Source organism: Paracoccus sp. 22332 (assembly GCF_052045125.1).
Lineage (GTDB): Bacteria > Pseudomonadota > Alphaproteobacteria > Rhodobacterales > Rhodobacteraceae > Paracoccus > Paracoccus haematequi_A.
Genome location: NZ_JBQEOI010000005.1, coordinates 190784 through 207429 on the forward strand (window position 1 = coordinate 190784; position 16646 = coordinate 207429).

Sequence of the window (16646 nt, forward strand, 5' to 3'; positions counted from 1 at the left end):
GGTCGCGCGAAGCCTAGCGCCCGGCTTCCGGGATGGGAAGCGCGCTTGTCGCCTTGATCTCCTCCATCGACAGCAGGGCGGTGACGTTGTGGATCTTCACCTCGCCGATCAGCGACTGGTAGAAGCGGTCATAGGCGCGGGCGTTTTTCACCTGCACCTTCAGGATATAGTCGATGTCGCCCGCCAGCCGGTGGGCCTCGATCACCTCGGGGCGGTCGCGCAGGGCCTTCAGGAAGCGCGCGGCCCAGTCCTTGTCATGTTCGCTGGTGCGGATCAGCACGAAGAAGCAGGCCTCCAGCCCCAGGGCCTCGGGGTCCAGAATCGCCACCTGGCGGCGGATCACCCCGGCCTCGCGCAGCTTGCGGATCCGGTTCCAGACCGGGGTCTTGGATGCCCCCACGCGGTCGGCGATCTGGTCCAGGGACAGGCTCGCATCCTCTTGCAACAGGGACAGGATTTTGCGATCCACCTCGTCCAGCCGGAAATTTGTTTTCGCTGCACCTGCAATCTGTGGAAGCTGTTCCGGCATGACCGACCATCGTGGCTGAATGTCCTTATTTTCCAGACCCTATCGCAAAGATCCAGAACAAAATTCTATATTATAGAGACCACTCCGAAAGGGTCCGACCATGAGCAAAGCCTTCGTCCCGACGGCCGCCAAGCCCGGCGTCATCACCGCAAACGACCTGCGCGAAGGCCATAACGTCTGGATGTGCGAGGACGGCTGGACCGCCGATCCCGCCCATGCGACCCTGTTCGAGGACGAGGCCATCGCGGATCTGGCGCTGCTGAAGGCGGTGGGACAGTCGAACATCGTCGTCGGCCCCTATCTGGTGGAAGCCCGCCGCGGCCCGAACGGCCCCGAGCCGACCCATTTCCGCGAGGCGTTCCGCCAGCGGGGACCATCCAACTATTTCCACGGCATCCAGACCCTGAAGCAAGCCAACCTGACCGAGGCCAGCAATGTTTGACGTTCGTCCCGTCGAAACCGACTATGTGCGCCACCGTGCGGCCCAGTTCCGCGCCCAGGTCGAACGACGCCTGGACGGCAGCCTGACGGAAGACGAATTCCGCCCCCTGCGCCTGATGAACGGGGTCTATCTGCAACTGCACGCCTATATGCTGCGGATCGCCATTCCCTACGGCACGATCAGCCCCGACCAGATGCGGATGCTGGCCCATCTGGCCGAGACCTATGACAAGGGTTACGGCCACTGGACGACGCGGCAGAACATCCAGTTCAACTGGCCCCGGCTGGTGGACATTCCCGACATGCTGGACAAGCTGGCCTCGGTGGGCATGCACGCCATCCAGACCTCGGGCAACACCATCCGCAACGTCACCACCGACGCCTTCGCGGGGGCCGCCGCCGACGAATACATGGACCCGCGCCCCTATGCGGAACTGCTGCGCAGCTGGTCCACCGACCACGCGGAATTCCAGTTCCTGCCGCGCAAGTTCAAGATCGCCATCACCGGCGCCGCGCGCGACCGGGCGCTTGTCGCCGCCCATGACATCGGACTGCGCCTGCGCCAGCAGGATGGCAGGACGGGGTTCGAGGTCTGGGTGGGCGGCGGCCTGGGCCGCACGCCCATGCTGGGCAAGGTGATCCGCGACTTCCTGCCCGAGGAAGACCTGCTGGCCTATATCGAGGCGATCATCTCGACCTACAACCTGTCGGGACGCCGCGACAACAAATACAAGGCGCGCATCAAGATCACTGTCCACGAACGCGGCCTGGATGTCTTCAAGGCCGAGGTCGAGGAGGAATTCGCCAAGCGCCGCCGCGACTTCCACGGCGCCGACCGCGAGGCGCTGGCGATCTTCCGCGACCGCTTCGCCGCCCCCGCCTTCCGCAACGGCGCGACCGACAGCTTCGAGGCCGAGCAGGCGAAGAACGGCGCTTTCCGCAGCTGGACGGACACCAACCTGCATCCGCACAAGGTGGACGGCTATGCCAGCGTCATCGTCACCTTCAAGACGCATGGCGCGACACCCGGCGATGCCTCGGCCGACCAGATGCGGCTGCTGGCCGATCTGGCGGAACAATACGGCCATGCCGACCTGCGCATCAGCCATGACCAGAACGTCGTGCTGCCCCATGTCCACAAGTCCGACCTGCCCGCCGTCTATGCCGCGTTGCAAAAGGCCGGGCTGGCCACGGCCAATGCCGGGCTGACCAGCGACATCATCGCCTGCCCCGGCATGGATTACTGCACGCTGGCCACCGCGCGCTCGATCCCCATCGCGCAAGAGATCGCGACCCATTTCAAGGACAACGGCCTGGAAGACGAGATCGGCAAGCTGAACATCCGCATCTCGGGCTGCATCAACGCCTGCGGGCATCACCACCTGGGCCATATCGGCATCCTGGGCCTGGACCGGGCAGGGGTGGAAAACTATCAGATCACCCTGGGCGGCGACGGATACGACATCCCGGCCATCGGCGAACGCGCCGGCGCTGGCTTCCCCTATGACCAGGTGGTGCCCGCCATCGACCGGCTGCTGCGCACCTATCTGGAGGTGCGGGCGGACGCGTCCGAACGCTTCATCGACGCCTATCGCAGGCTTGGCCCGGCGCCCTTCAAGGCCGCCCTCTATCCCGAGCCCGCCCATGCTTGACGATACTCTGGACAGCCGCGCCGCGCGGCTGAACGACCGCTATCGCCATCATGCCGCGACCGAGGTTCTGCGCCGCGCGGTCAGCGACCCCGACCTGGGCCGGGTGACGCTGGTGTCGTCCTTTGGCGCCGAATCGGTGGTGCTGCTGCATATGGTCAGCGTGGTGGCGCCGGGCCTGCCGGTGCTGTTCATCGACACGCAGATGCTGTTCCCCGAGACGCTGGATTATCAGCAAGAGGTCGCGGCCAAGCTGGGCCTGACCAATATCCAGGTGATCCGCGCCACCGAGGCCGAGGTCGCCCGGCACGATCCCGACGGCACGCTGCACCAATTCGACGCCAACGCCTGCTGCGATTTCCGCAAGACGGTGCCGCTGGAACGCGTTCTGTCGGGCTATGACGCCTGGATCACCGGGCGCAAGCGGTTCCAGAACAGCGACCGCGCCGCGCTGGAATTCTTCGAACCCGAGCCGCCGTCGCGGCTGCGCATCAACCCGCTGGCCCATTGGCGCAGCGAGGACGTGCAGGAATACATGGCCGAGAACAACCTGCCCCGTCATCCGCTGGTGGCGCGCGGCTATCCCTCGATCGGTTGCGCGCCCTGCACCTCGCCGGTGAAGCCGGGCGAGGATCCGCGCGCCGGACGCTGGCGCGGCCAGGACAAGACCGAATGCGGCATTCACTTCATCGGCGGCAAGATCGTCCGCGGAAAGGTTCCGGCATGACAGACCGACTGAACAGCGAACGCGTCATCGCGCGCGACGACGGCTTTCATCCGCTGGTCCAGGAAGCCGACGAAGTTCTGGCCCCCGATACGCCGCTGGCGGATCTGGAGCAGTATCTGGACCGAGAGTTGATCGCCATCGACTTTCCGTCCTTCACCGACGGTCGCGGCTTTTCGCTGGCGCGCCGCCTGCGGGAACTGGGCTATCAGGGCCGTCTTCGCGCATCCGGGCGGCTGATCGCCGACCAATACGCGATGGCGCGCCGCGTCGGCTTTTGCGAAGTCGAGGTGGCCCCGGACATCGCCGCCCGCCAGCCGCAGGATCAATGGATCGCGCGCGCCGACTGGAAGGCCTTCGACCACCGCGCGAAGCTGGCGGGCTAAGGGGGTTCCGCCCCGCCGCCGCATCGACTAGAACCGCTCAGGAATTGACATGACGCTGGACATCCCCGTGGCCGATGCCGCCCCCAAGCCCGCCCCAAAGACACTTCCCGACGCGCAGACGGTGACGGCCGTCAAGCACTGGACGGACAGCCTGTTTTCCTTCCGCGTGACGCGCCCCGCGTCGCTGCGGTTCCGGTCGGGCGAATTCGTGATGATCGGGCTGCTGGGCGACAACGGCAAGCCCTTGCTGCGGGCCTATTCCATCGCCAGCCCCAATTGGGACGAGGAACTGGAATTCTATTCGATCAAGGTGCCGGACGGCCCGCTGACCTCGAAATTGCAGCATATCCAGCCGGGCGATGAAATCATCCTGCGCCCGAAACCCGTGGGCACGCTGGTTCTGGACGCGCTGCTGCCCGGCAAGCGGCTGTGGTTCCTGGCGACCGGCACCGGCATCGCGCCCTTCGCGTCGCTGATGCGCGACCCGGAAACCTACGAACGCTATGAACAGGTCATCATGATGCATACCTGCCGCACGGCGGATGAGCTGACCTATGGCCGCGAACTGGTGGAAAACCTGAAGAACGATCCCCTGCTGGGCGAGATCTATGGCGAGGATTTTGCCAACCGGCTGATCTATTACCCCACCACCACGCGGGAAGAATCGCCGCGCATGGGCCGGATCACGGACAACATGACCTCGGGCAAGGTCTTCGCCGATCTGGGCCTGCCGCCGATCAGCCCGGAGACCGACCGGGCGATGGTGTGCGGCAGCCTGGCCTTCAACGTCGATGTGAAGGCGGTGCTGGAAGGGTTCGGCCTGCGCGAGGGCGCGAATTCCGAACCCCGTGAATTCGTCGTGGAAAAGGCTTTCGTCGGCGACGGCGTTTAAGCCTGCCGGGAACGGTATTTCGGCAAGGGCGCGGCTTGGGTCGCGCCCTTTTGCATTGGGATTTCCGCCGATCACGACCGGGTCACGCACCTGTTTGGAACCGGCAACTTCGAACACTGGTTACATGCGCGACAGATCAAACCGTTCGAGGCAAGGGAATCCCAATGCGCCGCATGATCAACAACACGACCGCCATCGCGGCCTGCCTGTCGCTGCTGGTGCCGCCCATGGCCCAGGCGCAGGGCGCGCCCACCGAAGGCGAACAGCCGCCCGTGCCGCCTGCCCAGGAACAGCAGGCCGAACCGGCAGCCCCCGAAGTGGAGAGCGCGCCCGTGGAATCGGCTGCGCCCGAAGCGGCAGCCGAGACCCCGGCCCAGGAACCGGCTGTCGACGCAGCCCCCGAACCGGAATCGCCCGCTGCGGAACCAGAAGCCGAGGCGGCGGCCGAACCGGAGGCTCCGGCGCCCGAAGCCCCGGCAGCCGACGCCACTTCCGCACCCGCACCCGCGTCGCAGGAGGCCGAGGCCCAGGCAGAACCGGCCGAGGTTCCGGCCCAGGCCGAAGCCCCGGCGGATTCCGAAGGCAGATCGCAGCGCGCCGACGAGCGCGCCGAACGCCAGGCCGAGCAGGAGCAGTCCACGGCCGATGCCCAGGCCGAACGCCCCGCCGCCGCCCCTCGCCAGCAGGATGAGGAACCCCCGGCCGCAGCCCAGGACGCGCGCCAGCAGGATCAGGAGCGACCCGCGCCCGCCGCCCGCGAACAGCAGGCCGACCGTCCCGAACCCGCACCAGCCGAGGCCGAGGACAGCGCCGACCCCCTGCGCGATGCCTTGGAGGCCGAACAGTCCACCCCCGAAACCGACGCCGCCCAAGCGGAACCGGACCAAGCGCAGACTGATGCCCCTGCGGCACCGAATCAGGATGACCCGCGCGACGCCCCGGCCCGCGAACAGGCGACCCCCGAGGCAGCCGCCGAAAGCCAGCCCCCTGCCGCAGACCCTTCGGCCCAAGCCTCGGAAACCGTGCCCGAGGCCGATGCTCCCGCCACCGAAGGGGCCCAGCAGGCCGCCGAGGAGACGGGCGCGGCCACTGCTGCTGCCCTGAACGACGATCAGCAAGGCGAGGTGGTCGAGCAGCAGATCACCGAGGAGAACAGCCGTTCCTCGTCCGAGGACTTCGCGACCAGCCTGCGCGACGCCCTGGCGCCGGAACAGGCGCAGACGGCCCAACGCAGCGACGATGACGACGACAACGACCTGGCCAAGGCGCTGCTGCTGGGCTTGGGTGCCGTCGCGGTCGGAACCTATCTCAACAACAACCGCCAGGTGGCGCTGTCGGCGCCCGACCGGGTGGTCGTGACCCGCGCCGACGGCAGCCAGGAGGTGATCAAGGACGAGGTGGCCCTGCTGCGCCAGCCCGGATCGACCGTGGCGACCGAGAACTTCGACGACGGTTCGTCGCGCACGGTCGTCACGCGCGCCGATGGCAGCCGCGTCGTCACCATCCGCGACGCCGACCTGCGGGTGCTGCGCCGCACGCTGGTCTCGGCCGACGGCACACAGACCCGCCTGATCGACGACACCGCCGAGGTCCAGCCGGTCGATCTCTCGACCCTGCCCGCGCCTGCGCCCGTGACCGCGACCGGCGTGTCCCAGGACGAGGCCGCGCTGCGCGCAGCCTTGCAGCGTGAGGTGGATATCGACCGCCGATTCACCCTGGGGCAGATCCGATCCATCCCGCAGGTCCGCGCCCTGGTGCCGCCGGTGACGATCGACGCGATCACCTTCGACACGGGCTCTGCGGCGATCTCTCCCGATCAGGCCCGGCAGCTGTCCGCGCTGGGCAACGTGATCCAGGACGCGATCGCGAAGAACCCCCAAGAGATGTTCCTGATCGAGGGCCATACCGATACGGTCGGCCCCGACGCCGCGAATCTGGCGCTGTCGGACCGGCGCGCGGAATCAGTGGCCCTGGCGCTGACGGAATATTTCCAGGTGCCGCCGGAAAACCTGGTCGTGCAGGGCTATGGCGAACAATTCCTGCAAGTCCGCCAGGAAGGCGACGTGCGCGAAAACCGTCGCGCTGCGGTCAGGCGGATCACCGACTTGTTGCAAACTGCGCGGGCGCAATAAGAAAAAAACCCGGCGCGGGATCCTGAAGCATTCAGCGCCATAGCCCACGACCTTCAAGGCCTGCCAGCGTCGCCGCTGGCAGGCCTTTGTTTTTAAATGTTGGGATGGCAAGGCAACAACATCCGCAGGAGTTGTTCGTCCGCAGAGCTTTAAATCCGTAAAGTTGATTTTACAGAAATCTCCATTGGCATGTGGCCCGGCATTCAAGCGCTGCCGTCCCTCGCCAAGGCGCCGAACGAGCGCTGGTCCACCGACCTTTGCCGGATCTGGGCGAGGACAGATGGACCTCTTTAGCCCTGGTCATCGATTGCCACACGCGCGAATTTCTGGGTTGGCGCCTGGTACGGGCAAGGCAACCACGGAGGCCAGCGCGCTGGAACACGCTGTGATCAGCCGGTTCGCCGCTGCCTTGCCCTGGCTCCGTAGCGCTCAACGACCACCAGCGACTTTTTCCATAGGTGAATCCAAGGCGGGGCAGCCGGGCTGGAGAGGGACGAGTGATGGACACGAACGCCTTGCGCTGTGTCCAGCGCCTCCATGAATTCGAACAGCGTTATGTCGGGATCCTGTCCGATCAGTGCCGCGAAAAAGGCCCGGTGCGCTTCCCCATCCCTCAGTTCCCGCCCAATATCCCATTCAGCGCCCGGCTCAGCGCATCGTCCGAACTGGCGGTGCTGCTGTCGCCGGGGGTCTGCGGGGCCGTCACCTGCGTCGGCGCACCCCCCGCCGGATTGGCCGAATTGACGGCCCCCGCCAAGGCGGCCGCCAGAGGGTCGTCTGCTGAACCCGAGGTTACGACGCGGGGCGCGCCGTCGTTGGACAGCAGGATGCCGCTGCCGTCCGGCGAAACGGTAGAGAGCGGCAGTTCCGGCAGCCCCTCGTGAATGTCGGTCATCACCGCCTGCCAGATCTCGGCGGGCAGGCCGCCGCCGGTCACGCCTTTCAGCGGGGTGTTGTCGTCGTAGCCCATCCAGACGCCCACGACATACTGTTCCGAAAAGCCCACGAACCAGGCGTCGCGATAGCTGCTGGTGGTGCCGGTCTTGCCTGCCACGGGGCGCGTACCCATCTTGGCGCGGGTGCCGGTGCCGCTGTCGATCACCTGCTGCATCATGTAGATCAACTGCCCCGCTGCGCGCTGGCTGATGACCCGCGCGCCCATGCCCCCCGACTGGCCCATCAGCGGCTGGTCGTCGCCCGCGATGCGCAGTTCGATCAACCCATAGGGCGCGACCGAGGTGCCGCCGTTGCGGATCCCGGCATAGGCGCCGGTCAGTTCCATCAGCGTCGCCTCGGACGCGCCCAGGCCCAACGAGGGGCTGGTGGTCAGGTTGCTGACGATGCCGAAGTCGTGGGCAATGCGGCGCACCGCGTCGCGGCCGACGGTTTCCTGCAAGCGGATCGTGGCGGTGTTCAGCGACTGTTTCAGCGCCGTGGTCAGCGTGACGTTGCCGTAATAGCGGCGGGTATAGTTCTGCGGCGACCAGGGCCTGCCGCCGGGGATGCGGATGGTCAGCGGCCCGTCCTCGATCCTGTCGCCGGGGCCATAGCCCGCCTCCAGCGCGGCGGCATAGACGAAGGGCTTGAAGGACGATCCGGTCTGGCGCTTGGCCTGGACGGCGCGGTTGAAGGCGCCGTTCACGATGCTGTCGCGCCCGCCGATGATCGCGCGCACCGCGCCGTCGGCGGACATCACCACCACGGCGGCCTCGGCCTTGGAATTGTCGCTGACCTTTTCGTCGAAGATCCGCTTCAGCGCCCGTTCCGCCGCCGTCTGGATGCGCGGGTCGAAGGTGGTGCGGATCGTCACGTCCTCGGTCGTTTCGCTGGTCAGGAAGCCGGGACCGGATTCCATCACCCAATCGGCGAAATATCCGCCCGCCCGCGCCTCGGCGGCCTGGGACAGCGAGGCGGGATTGGCGCGGGCTTGCGCGACCTCATCAGGGGTCAGATAGCCTTCCTCGCCCATCAGGCCCAGGACCACGTTGGCCCGTTCCCGGCTGCGTTGCAGGTTCGCGGTCGGGGCGAAATAGCTGGGCGCTTGCAGCAGGCCCGCCAGCATCGCCGATTCGGCCGCGTTCACCTCGGACGCGTGCTTGTTGAAATAACGCTGGCTTGCAGCCTCGAACCCGCGCGAACCGCCGCCCATGTAAGAGCGGTTCATGTAGATGCTGAGGATTTCGTCCTTGGAATACTTGGCCTCAAGCGCGAAGGCGAAGGGCACTTCCTTGATCTTGCGCCAGATGCCGCCGCCACGGCAATCCTGTTCGAATTCGGCCTCGTTCTTCCAGCGGATCGGATCGAAGGTCTCGCCCAGGCACAGCAGCTTGGCGACCTGCTGGGTGATGGTCGACCCGCCGTTGCCTTCCAGCGGACCGCGCCCTTCGGCCAGGTTGATCTTGATGGCGCTGGCGATGCCGCGCGGGCTGACGCCGAAATGGCGGTAGAAGCGCCGGTCCTCGGTCGAGATCACGGCCTCTTTCAGGACCGGGGCGATCTTGTCGCTGGTGACGGCGCCATAGGTCTCGCCCCGCCAGGCGAAGACCTTGCCGTCAGCGTCAAGCATGGTGACGGACCCGCGCGCGCGGGCGTCGAACAGGGCCTGGGGTTCCGGCAGGCCGGCATAGAAATAGGCGGTGGCGCCGCCGATGATCAGGGCCATCACCATGGCCAGCCGCCACATCGAACCCCAGACGATCCGCCAGATCAGGCCGACGGTTCCCGCGATGGTGCGCACCACGACATTGCCGCGCCGGACGGGGGCCTTGTGGCGGCGCACGGGGGATTTCGGCTCGGCCGGGGCCGTGCGTTTGTCGGCAACAGGGCTGCGGCCCGTGCGCTTCGGGGTGCCGGTCGGTCGTTTCATGAGTCAGGGTGCCTGCGTGTCTGCCCACGGCCGCTTTCCGGCCAAATTGCGCGCCAGCCTATACCAAGAATCGCCCCGAGGGAATTGCGCTGACCAATCCGTGATTTGCGCATGAAAAAAGGCCCGGCGGGATCGCCGGGCCTTTGGATCGGTACGGATGGCGTCAGTTATAGGCGTTTTCGCCGTGGGTGGTGATGTCCAGGCCCTGGCGTTCGTCGTTGACGGTGACGCGCAGCCCGATCAGCGCCTTGACGATGTGGATGGCCACGAAAGACACCACGCCCGACCAGACAATCGCGATCACCACGCCCAGGGTCTGCGCATAGACCTGCCCGCCCATCGAGAATTCGGCGACGGCATTCGCGCCGTAATCGAACACGCCCGTGCCGCCCAGCGAGGGCGCGGCGAAGACGCCCGTCAGGATCGCGCCGACGATGCCGCCGATGCCGTGGATGCCGAACACGTCCAGGCTGTCGTCGATGCCCATGCGCGGCTTCACGCTGATGACGAACCACATGCACAGCAGACCCGCGACCAAGCCGATGGCGATGGCGCCCATCGGGCCCACGAAGCCCGCCGCCGGGGTGATGCCCACCAGCCCGGCGATGGCGCCCGAGATTCCGCCCAGCAGGCTGGGATGGCCGCGGAAGGCCCATTCGCCGAAGGACCAGGCCAGCACGCCCGCGGCGGTGGCGACGGCGGTGTTGATCATCGCCAGGGCGGTCAGGCCATTGGCCTCCAGGTTGGACCCGGCGTTGAAGCCGAACCAGCCGATCCACAGCAGGCAGCCGCCCACCAGGGTGAAGGTCAGGTTGTGGGGGGCCAGAAGCTCTTTCTTGTAGCCGATGCGGGGACCGGCGACCATGGCGGCGACCAGGCCGGCCACGCCCGCGTTGATGTGAATGACCGTGCCGCCCGCGAAATCCAGCGCGCCGTGGCTGAACAGCAGGCCCGAGGGCGCGTCATAGGCCGACGGGCCGCCCCACCACCAGACCATATGGGCCATCGGCAGGTAGGACAGGAAGAACCAGATCACGATGAACAGCAGGACCGCGCTGAATTTCAGCCGTTCCGCCGTGGCGCCCACGATCAGGGCCGAGGCGATGCAGGCGAAGGCCATCTGGAAGATCACGAAGGACAGTTCCGGGATCACCACGCCCGCCGTGAAGCCCTCGACCACCGACTCGGTGCCGACGCCCGACAGGAACATCTTCGACAGCCCGCCGATAAAGGGAGTCGGGAAGCCCACCTCCTCGGGCGTGCCCGCCCCGGTGAAGGCCAGCGAATAGCCGAAGGCCACCCACAGGATCGCCATCATGCTGAACACCGTCAGCACCTGCATCAGCACCGACAGCATGTTCTTGGCCCGCACCAGCCCGCCATAGAACAGCGCCAGCCCCGGCAGCGTCATCATCATCACCAGGATGGCCGAGATCAGCATCCAGGTCGTATCGCCCTTGTCCGGGACCGGCACGGCGGCCTCGACCGCGACCACGGCATCCTGCGCGAATGTGGGCGCCGCAATCAGCATCGCGGCACCGGCAATAAAGGGAGCAGCCCTTGTCATCATCATATCCCCTTCCATGCGGCACCGGACGCGCCGCCGACGCCCTTTCATGGGGCGGGGCGCGGGGGCTTGCACAGGCGCCGGGCAGGGGCGGGACGGGACCAGACAGAAATTGCCCGTTTCATGGGCGGATTATGCCGCCATCGCCTGTCCTGGGGGCAGAGTCGGGACCGGCGATGCCCGTGGGACGTGCAAGGGCGCGGTCAGGCGACGCGGCTGACGACGAAATCCGCCAGATCGGACAGCATGTCGCGGATCGGATGCGGCGGCAGCTTGGCCAGCGCCGTGCGGGCGGTGGCGGACCATCGCAGGGCGTCGGCGCGCGCGGCCTCCATCGCGCCGTGCCGCGACAGCAGCGACAGCGCCCGGTCCAGGTCGCCGTCCCGCTGGTCGCCCTGTTCGATGGTGCGCGACCAGAAGGCGCGTTCCTCGGGGGTGGCGCGGGCGACGGCCTTGATGACCGGCAGGGTCAGCTTGCGTTCGCGGAAATCGTCGCCGACATTCTTGCCGATGGTCTCGGTCGCGCCGCCGTAATCCAGCAGGTCGTCGACGATCTGGAAGGCGATGCCAAGCGCGTCGCCGTAATCGAACAGCGCCCGCACCTGATCGGCGGGCGCCCCCGCGATGACGCCGCCCACCTCGGTCGCGGCAGAGAACAGCGCGGCAGTCTTGCCGCGCACCACCGTCAGATAGACGCCTTCATCGGTGCGCAGATCCTGGGCGGCGGTCAGTTGCAGAACCTCGCCCTCGGCGATGGTGGCGGCGGCGTTGGACAGGATCTCCAGCGTGCGCAGGTTGCCGGGTTCGACCATCAGTTGGAAACTGCGCGCGAACAGGTAATCGCCCACCAGCACGCTGGACTTGTTGTCCCACAGCAGGTTCGCCGTCGGTCGCCCGCGCCGCTGGCGGCTTTCGTCCACCACGTCGTCATGCAGCAGAGTCGCGGTGTGGATGAATTCGACCGTCGCGGCCAGATGGACGTGATAGGGCCCGGCATAGCCCAGCATCTTTGCCGCCGCCAGTGTCAGCATCGGCCGCAGCCGCTTGCCCCCGGCCTCGATCAGATGGGCCGTCACCTCGGGGATGCGGGGGGCGTGTTCGCTGGACATCCGCTGCCGGATCAAGGCGTTGACCGCCTCCATCTCGGGGCTCAGCGCCTCTGCCAGCCGGTCCAGCGGTTTCTGGACGTTTTCCTGCACACCCATGGCCTTACCCCTTTGCCGCGCCCGTCCCTTGCCATGTCATCGACAATTCCGCAACCGCCCCCTAACGTCCGCCCCATGAAAGAACTGTTCCGCAGCAACGATCCCGTCCGCATGTCCCGCGCCCTGGGCCTGCTGGAGCACGAGGGCATCCCCGCCTTTCCCATGGACCAGCACATGAGCATCCTGGAAGGATCCCTGGGGATCCTGCCGCAGCGGCTGATGGTCGCGGATCGCGACGAATTCATGGCCCGCGCGATCCTGCGCGACGCCGGCCTGGATGAGTGATCTTTCCGACGACGGCTTCCTGGACGGCCGGCTGCGCGTCTTGCAGCCCCGGCGCGGCTTCCGGTCGGGCGCCGATGCGGTGATGCTGGCGGCGGCCTGTCCGGCAGCGGCGGGCCAGGCGGTGCTGGAACTGGGCTGCGGGGCGGGGGTCGCCAGCCTTTGCCTGGGCTGGCGCGTGGCGGATCTGCGGCTGGCGGGCCTGGAACGACAGCCCGACTATGCCGATCTGGCGCGACGGAATGCCGCGGCCAATGGCATCGCGATGCAGGTGCTGACGGGCGACGTGGCGCTGCCGCCTGCCGCTTTGCGGGCGATGGCCTTCGACCATGTGATCGCCAACCCGCCCTATTTCCTGGGCGGCACCCCGGCCCCCGACGGCGGCAGGGCGCTGGCGCGGCAAGAGCAGACGCCGCTGGCGGTCTGGATCGACGCGGGCCTGCGCCGATTGCGGCCGGGCGGCGTCCTGACGCTGATCCAGCGGGCCGACCGGCTGGACGCGATGCTGGAGGCGCTGTCGGGCCGGGCGGGGTCGATGGCGATCCTGCCCATCGCGGGCCGGGCGGGGCGAGAGGCGGGCCGCGTGATCCTGCGGGCGCAGAAGGGCGGACGGGGCCCGCTGCGGCTGCTGGCGCCCTTCGTGATGCACCGCGCGCCGGCCCATCCGGGCGACCGGGAAGACCTGACCCCGGCGGCATCGGCGGTTCTCCGCGAGGGGCTGCCGCTCACGACCCTGTTTGCAAAAGTCTCGTGACAGAATCGAAAGCCTGTGCTGCAATCCCCCTGTTCGACTCAACCTATACAGGAGGACGAGATGTCGGTTGCTTCCCACGTCGAGGAACTGCGCAAGAAACACCAAGTTCTGTCCGAAACCGTTGAAAAGGAACAAAGAAGCCCTGGTGTCAGCGATCTGCAAATCAAGGCGATGAAGCGCGAGAAACTTCGTCTCAAGGAAGAGATTTCCCGACTGTCCCACTGATCCGTTGAACGATGACGGAATTGGAACGGCCCGCGCGATCCGCGCGGGCCGTGTCCGTTTGTCGCAGCCTGTCAGGCGAAATACTGCCCGCCATTGGCGGTGATGGTCGACCCGGTGATGAAGCCCGCATCGTCCGAGGCCAGGAACACCACTGTCCGGGCGATCTCCTCGGGTTCGCCCAGCCGTCCCACGGGGATCTGCGGGATGATGCGTTCGTTCAGCACCTTTTCGTCGATGGCCTTGACCATTTCGGTCGCGATATAGCCGGGGCAGATCGCATTCACGGTGATGCCCGCCCGCGCGCCTTCCTGAGCCAGCGCCTTGGTAAAGCCCAGGTCTCCGGCCTTGGCGGCGGAATAGTTCGCCTGGCCTGCCTGGCCCTTCTGCCCGTTGATCGAGCTGATATTGATGATCCGCCCGAACTTGCGGTCGCGCATTCCCGACCAGACCGGATGGGTCATGTTGAAAACGCCGGTCAGGTTGGTGTCGATGACCTCTTTCCACTGCTGCGGCGTCATCTTGTGGAACATCGCGTCCCGCGTGATGCCTGCGTTGTTGACCAGCACGGCGATGGGGCCAAGATCCTCTTCGATCTGCTTGATGCCCGCGGCGCAGGCGTCATAGTCCGCGACCGACCATTTATAGGTCTTGATCCCGGTTTCGTCCGTGAACGCCTTGGCGGCCTCGTCATTGCCCGCATAGGTCGCGGCGACAGTATAGCCAGCCTCTTGAAGCGCCTTGGAAATCGCCGCGCCGATCCCGCGCGAGCCGCCGGTGACAAGTGCAACCTTGGACATGGTCCCCTCCCTCAAATAAACAGCATTGAAATATTGCTACAAGGCAAGTTGGTGGCGCGCAATATCATTGCGCGCCATTTTTTCTCACCGCTCGACGCAGAGCGCCACGCCCATGCCGCCGCCGATGCACAGGGTGGCCAGGCCCTTCTTGGCGTCGCGGCGCTTCATCTCGAACAGCAGGGTGTTCAGGACGCGCGCGCCCGATGCGCCGATCGGATGGCCGATGGCGATGGCGCCGCCGTTCACGTTCACGATGTCCGGGTTCCAGCCCATGTCCTTGTTGACCGCGCAGGCCTGGGCGGCGAAAGCCTCGTTCGCCTCGACCAGATCCAGATCCTGGACCGACCAGCCCGCCTTTTCCAACGCCTTGCGGCTGGCGGGAATCGGGCCGGTGCCCATGATCGCCGGATCCAGCCCCGCCGTCGCATAGGATGCGATCCGCGCCAGGGGCGTCAGGCCGCGCCGGTTCGCCTCGTCCTCGGTCATGACCATCACCGCCGCCGCGCCGTCGTTCAGCCCCGAGGCGTTGCCCGCCGTGACCGAGCCTTCCTTGGAAAAGGCGGGACGCAGCTTCTGCATGGCGTCGATGGTCGCGCCCGCGCGGATGTATTCGTCCTTGTCCACCACCGTGTCGCCCTTGCGGGTCTTGACGGTGTAGGCGACGATTTCATCATCGAAGCGGCCAGCCTTCTGCGCGGCTTCGGCCTTGTTCTGCGAACCAAGCGCGAATTCGTCCTGCTGGTCGCGGCTGATCGACCATTTCTGCGCGACGTTTTCCGCCGTGGTGCCCATGTGGTAATTGTTGAAGGCGTCCCACAGCCCGTCGCGGATCATGGTGTCGACCAGTTGCATGTCGCCCATCTTCTGCCCGGCGCGCAGATAGGCGGCGTGCATCGACATCGACATGCTTTCCTGGCCCCCGGCCAGCACCACCCGCGCATCCCCCAGGATCACCTGCTGCGCGGCCAGCGCCACGGCCCGCAGGCCCGACCCGCAGACCTGGTTGATTCCCCAGGCCGAGGATTCCTGCGGCAGGCCCGCCTTGATATGCGCCTGGCGCGCGGGGTTCTGGCCTTGGCCCGCAGTCAGCACCTGGCCCAGGATCGTCTCATCGACCTCGGCCGGGTCCAGGNGCGGGCCACGACTTCCTTCAGGACGGCGGCGCCCAAGTCATGCGCCGGGATATTTGCGAACGATCCCATGAAGCTGCCGACGGCGGTGCGGGCGGCAGAGACGATTACGGCTTTGGTCATGACGGGTTCCTTCCCTCGAAGCCAGACAGATGGCGAATCGAGGACAGGATGCGGGTTCGTGCCGTCGCGTCAAGCAGATCGGCCAAAAGTCGTGCAGAGCCTTACCGCAAGGCCGCCGAGGGCGGGGACTTCCACGGCGGCGCGATGGTCGGCGCCCCGAAGTAATAGCCTTGCAGGCAGTCGATGCCGTTTTCGATCAGGAAGCTGGCATCGTCCGCCGTTTCCACCATTTCCGCCACGGTGAACATGTCGAAATGCCGGGCGATGGACATCAGCGCCTGGGTCAGCACCTGGTTGTCGGGATGGTCCGAGATTTCGCGGATGAACTGGCCGTCGATCTTGATCATGTCGAAGCAGAAATCCCGCAGATAGCGGAACGAGGTATAGCCCGCCCCGAAATCGTCGAGCGCCAGGCTGATCCCGTATTTCTGAACCTCGCGCATGAAGGACTTCACCTCGTCCGGAAGGCCCATGGCCGAGCTTTCGGTGATTTCCAGGATCAGCCGTTCGGCGGCCTGCGGGTCGTCGGCGACGCCGCGGCGCAGGATGGTCATCCAGGCGGGATAGCCGATCGACCGCGCCGACATGTTGATGGACAGCCGCAGCGACGTTTCCTCGGACAGGGCCTTCAGACCCAGCGACAGCGACAGGCAGTCGATCCGGCGGCCCAGTTCGGTGGTTTCCGCCACCGGCATGAAGTCGCGCAGCGGCACCATGCGGCCCGATTCGTCGATGATGCGGATCAGCCCTTCGTAAAAGGCCGGGCGGCTGGTCCGCTGCGCCTGCACGACCGGCTGGAAGGCCAGCACCCCGTTGCCCCGTTCGACCGCCAGCCTGACGGCGGGCAGGGTCAACCGGCTTTGCCGGTCCACGGCATAATCCAGCGGCGAGCCTTTCGCAGGCGGGTTCGCGTCCATCACATCAACCCTCGTTACGCAATCATT

15 protein-coding genes and 1 pseudogene are annotated in these 16646 nt (G+C 66.6%); 9 read left to right on the forward strand and 7 right to left on the reverse strand.

Features of this window, described 5'->3' with window-relative positions:
* Positions 1-13: 13 nt before the first annotated feature.
* A complete protein-coding gene (locus tag ACTJI6_RS08165; RefSeq protein WP_126152827.1) occupies positions 14-529 on the reverse strand; it encodes an Lrp/AsnC family transcriptional regulator in 516 nt (171 codons plus the stop codon).
* A 100-nt stretch (positions 530-629) separates the two neighbouring features.
* Here ACTJI6_RS08165 and ACTJI6_RS08170 point away from each other — a divergent pair, with 100 nt between their 5' ends.
* From ACTJI6_RS08170 to ACTJI6_RS08195, 6 genes are all read left to right on the forward strand, one after another.
* Positions 630-971, forward strand: a complete 342-nt coding sequence (locus tag ACTJI6_RS08170) for a DUF2849 domain-containing protein (protein ID WP_440799507.1) — start codon at positions 630-632, stop codon at positions 969-971.
* Complete coding sequence (locus ACTJI6_RS08175; RefSeq protein ID WP_440799510.1) at positions 964-2622, forward strand: nitrite/sulfite reductase; 1659 nt, start codon at positions 964-966, stop codon at positions 2620-2622. The genes ACTJI6_RS08170 and ACTJI6_RS08175 overlap by 8 nt, the downstream gene beginning before the upstream one ends.
* Positions 2615-3346 (forward strand): phosphoadenylyl-sulfate reductase, encoded by a 732-nt coding sequence (locus ACTJI6_RS08180; RefSeq protein WP_440799513.1) that lies wholly within the window; start codon positions 2615-2617, stop codon positions 3344-3346. Before ACTJI6_RS08175 ends, ACTJI6_RS08180 begins: the two co-directional genes overlap by 8 nt.
* Complete coding sequence (locus ACTJI6_RS08185; RefSeq protein ID WP_126152831.1) at positions 3343-3729, forward strand: DUF934 domain-containing protein; 387 nt, start codon at positions 3343-3345, stop codon at positions 3727-3729. Before ACTJI6_RS08180 ends, ACTJI6_RS08185 begins: the two co-directional genes overlap by 4 nt.
* Before the next feature lie 49 nt (positions 3730-3778).
* Positions 3779-4621, forward strand: coding sequence for a ferredoxin--NADP reductase (locus ACTJI6_RS08190; RefSeq protein WP_440799516.1), 843 nt, complete (start codon positions 3779-3781; stop codon positions 4619-4621).
* Positions 4622-4785: 164 nt separating this feature from the next.
* Entirely contained in the window at positions 4786-6753 is a 1968-nt protein-coding gene (locus ACTJI6_RS08195) for an OmpA family protein (protein WP_440799519.1), read from the forward strand.
* A 613-nt stretch (positions 6754-7366) separates the two neighbouring features.
* Here ACTJI6_RS08195 and ACTJI6_RS08200 read toward each other — a convergent pair.
* From ACTJI6_RS08200 to ACTJI6_RS08210, 3 genes are all read right to left on the reverse strand, one after another.
* Entirely contained in the window at positions 7367-9619 is a 2253-nt protein-coding gene (locus tag ACTJI6_RS08200) for a transglycosylase domain-containing protein (protein ID WP_440799522.1), read from the reverse strand.
* A gap of 163 nt (positions 9620-9782) precedes the next feature.
* A complete protein-coding gene (locus ACTJI6_RS08205) occupies positions 9783-11186 on the reverse strand; it encodes an ammonium transporter (RefSeq protein WP_440799525.1) in 1404 nt (467 codons plus the stop codon).
* A gap of 203 nt (positions 11187-11389) precedes the next feature.
* Positions 11390-12391, reverse strand: coding sequence for a polyprenyl synthetase family protein (locus ACTJI6_RS08210; RefSeq protein ID WP_440799528.1), 1002 nt, complete (start codon positions 12389-12391; stop codon positions 11390-11392).
* A 75-nt stretch (positions 12392-12466) separates the two neighbouring features.
* Between ACTJI6_RS08210 and ACTJI6_RS08215 the strand changes: the two genes are divergently transcribed.
* Genes ACTJI6_RS08215 through ACTJI6_RS08225 form a run of 3 tightly spaced genes read left to right on the forward strand, consistent with a single transcriptional unit; the run spans position 12467 to position 13652 of the window.
* Positions 12467-12676 carry a putative signal transducing protein gene (locus ACTJI6_RS08215; protein ID WP_440799531.1) on the forward strand — a complete coding sequence of 70 codons (210 nt, stop codon included), beginning with the start codon at positions 12467-12469 and terminating at the stop codon, positions 12674-12676.
* Positions 12669-13427: a tRNA1(Val) (adenine(37)-N6)-methyltransferase gene (locus ACTJI6_RS08220; RefSeq protein WP_126152838.1), complete on the forward strand. Its 759-nt coding sequence runs from the start codon at positions 12669-12671 to the stop codon at positions 13425-13427. Before ACTJI6_RS08215 ends, ACTJI6_RS08220 begins: the two co-directional genes overlap by 8 nt.
* Before the next feature lie 60 nt (positions 13428-13487).
* A complete protein-coding gene (locus tag ACTJI6_RS08225; protein WP_126152839.1) occupies positions 13488-13652 on the forward strand; it encodes a YdcH family protein in 165 nt (54 codons plus the stop codon).
* Between the two features lie 71 nt (positions 13653-13723).
* Here ACTJI6_RS08225 and phbB read toward each other — a convergent pair whose 3' ends face one another.
* From phbB to ACTJI6_RS08240, 3 genes and pseudogenes are all read right to left on the reverse strand, one after another.
* The gene (phbB, locus tag ACTJI6_RS08230) at positions 13724-14449 is read right to left on the reverse strand and encodes an acetoacetyl-CoA reductase (RefSeq protein WP_126152840.1); all 726 of its coding nucleotides are present in this window, start codon (positions 14447-14449) and stop codon (positions 13724-13726) included.
* Positions 14450-14533: 84 nt separating this feature from the next.
* Positions 14534-15702, reverse strand: a pseudogene (locus ACTJI6_RS08235) (acetyl-CoA C-acetyltransferase).
* A gap of 101 nt (positions 15703-15803) precedes the next feature.
* Positions 15804-16619, reverse strand: coding sequence for an EAL domain-containing protein (locus ACTJI6_RS08240; RefSeq protein ID WP_126152842.1), 816 nt, complete (start codon positions 16617-16619; stop codon positions 15804-15806).
* Positions 16620-16646: the final 27 nt, after the last annotated feature.

Excerpts from the sequence above, each read along its gene's own strand:
- ACTJI6_RS08170 (WP_440799507.1), top strand. The coding sequence starts at position 630 with ATGAGCAAAGCCTTCGTCCCGACGGCCGCCAAGCCCGGCGTCATCACC.
- ACTJI6_RS08175 (WP_440799510.1), top strand. The coding sequence starts at position 964 with ATGTTTGACGTTCGTCCCGTCGAAACCGACTATGTGCGCCACCGTGCG.
- ACTJI6_RS08205 (WP_440799525.1), bottom strand. The coding sequence starts at position 11,186 with ATGACAAGGGCTGCTCCCTTTATTGCCGGTGCCGCGATGCTGATTGCG.
- ACTJI6_RS08240 (WP_126152842.1), bottom strand. The coding sequence starts at position 16,619 with ATGGACGCGAACCCGCCTGCGAAAGGCTCGCCGCTGGATTATGCCGTG.
- ACTJI6_RS08215 (WP_440799531.1), top strand. The coding sequence starts at position 12,467 with ATGAAAGAACTGTTCCGCAGCAACGATCCCGTCCGCATGTCCCGCGCC.
- ACTJI6_RS08185 (WP_126152831.1), top strand. The coding sequence starts at position 3,343 with ATGACAGACCGACTGAACAGCGAACGCGTCATCGCGCGCGACGACGGC.
- ACTJI6_RS08195 (WP_440799519.1), top strand. The coding sequence starts at position 4,786 with ATGCGCCGCATGATCAACAACACGACCGCCATCGCGGCCTGCCTGTCG.
- ACTJI6_RS08225 (WP_126152839.1), top strand. The coding sequence starts at position 13,488 with ATGTCGGTTGCTTCCCACGTCGAGGAACTGCGCAAGAAACACCAAGTT.
- ACTJI6_RS08165 (WP_126152827.1), bottom strand. The coding sequence starts at position 529 with ATGCCGGAACAGCTTCCACAGATTGCAGGTGCAGCGAAAACAAATTTC.
- ACTJI6_RS08180 (WP_440799513.1), top strand. The coding sequence starts at position 2,615 with ATGCTTGACGATACTCTGGACAGCCGCGCCGCGCGGCTGAACGACCGC.
- phbB (WP_126152840.1), bottom strand. The coding sequence starts at position 14,449 with ATGTCCAAGGTTGCACTTGTCACCGGCGGCTCGCGCGGGATCGGCGCG.
- ACTJI6_RS08220 (WP_126152838.1), top strand. The coding sequence starts at position 12,669 with ATGAGTGATCTTTCCGACGACGGCTTCCTGGACGGCCGGCTGCGCGTC.
- ACTJI6_RS08200 (WP_440799522.1), bottom strand. The coding sequence starts at position 9,619 with ATGAAACGACCGACCGGCACCCCGAAGCGCACGGGCCGCAGCCCTGTT.
- ACTJI6_RS08190 (WP_440799516.1), top strand. The coding sequence starts at position 3,779 with ATGACGCTGGACATCCCCGTGGCCGATGCCGCCCCCAAGCCCGCCCCA.
- ACTJI6_RS08210 (WP_440799528.1), bottom strand. The coding sequence starts at position 12,391 with ATGGGTGTGCAGGAAAACGTCCAGAAACCGCTGGACCGGCTGGCAGAG.